The organism is Frankia sp. Mgl5 (assembly GCF_023242985.1).
In the GTDB taxonomy this organism is placed as follows: Bacteria; Actinomycetota; Actinomycetes; order Frankiales; family Frankiaceae; genus Parafrankia; species Parafrankia soli.
Window position 1 is genome coordinate 1 of sequence record NZ_JALKFY010000787.1, and the last position, 1,074, is coordinate 1,074.

The window sequence follows — 1,074 nt, forward strand, 5'->3', positions numbered from 1 at the left end:
GTATGAGGTATCCCGATGGCGGCGGGTTGACGGATGCCGGCCGGGCCCGCCGTGAACAGGTCCGTTTGCGGGCCGCGGCGATGTTTTCTGAGGGTCTGTCCCCGCCGCAGGTCGCCGTACGGCTGCGGGTGTCGCGCAAGTCGGCCCATGCCTGGCAGCAGGCCTGGTGTGCCGGCGGGGTCGAGGCGTTGCGGTCGACCGGACCGGCGTCGCGCTGCCGTCTGGATGACGACCAGCTGGCCCGGCTGGCTGTCGAGCTGGACCGCGGGCCGGCCGCACACGGCTGGACCGTGGATCAGCGCTGGACCCTGTCCCGGGTCACGCTCCTGATCGAGGAGATGTTCGGCGAGTCCTACACACTGACCGGGGTCGCGAAGCTGCTGCACCGACTGGGCTACTCCGCGCAGCGCCCGGCCCACCGGGCCGTCGAACGCGACGAGGCCGCGGTCACGACCTGGCGGCGAGACGGGTGGCCGCAGGTAAAAGAACAGCCGCGGCCCGCGGCGCCTGGATCTGCTTCCTCGACGAGACCGGCCAGTCGCTGAGACCGCCGAAGGCACGGACCTGGGCACGCCGCGGCCCCACCCCGGTCGTACCGGTCTCCGCCCGCCGCTCGCCGCGGGTCGCGATCGTCGGAATGGTCTGCGTCCGTCCCGGTTATCGGCCCCGGCTGCTCTACCGGCTACGGATCCACCGGGGACGGCGCGGCGAACCCAAAGGCGTCACCCCGGCCGACCTGACCGGGCTGCTGCGCGCCGCGCACCACCAGCTCCCCGGCGAGATCACGGTGGTGTGGGACAACCTGCCCGCCCACCACGCCACGGTCACCCGCACGTTCGTCGAACACCACGACGACTGGCTGGACGTGTCCTGGCTGCCGGCGTACACACCCGAGCTGAACCCGGTGGAAAGCCTCTGGGCGCATCTGAAGACCGGAGCGCTGGCCAACCTCGCCGCCCGCAGCCTGGACCACCTGATCCGCGTCATCAGGACCGCGCTCAAACGCCTTCAGTACCGCCCCGACCTGCTACGGGGCTTCCTGACCGGAACCGGCCTACAACTCGAACCCCCATA

The 1,074-nt window shown here is 71.3% G+C and carries 2 protein-coding genes; both read left to right on the forward strand.

The genetic code is table 11. The features are described from left to right. Nucleotides 1-545: winged helix-turn-helix domain-containing protein (locus MXD62_RS27640; protein WP_248832325.1), on the forward strand; the 545-nt coding region annotated here is incomplete at its 5' end. Then, nucleotides 470-1,074, forward strand: a 605-nt coding sequence (locus MXD62_RS27645; protein ID WP_248832326.1) for a transposase, incomplete at its 3' end; no start/stop codon positions are given. The genes MXD62_RS27640 and MXD62_RS27645, both read left to right, overlap by 76 nt.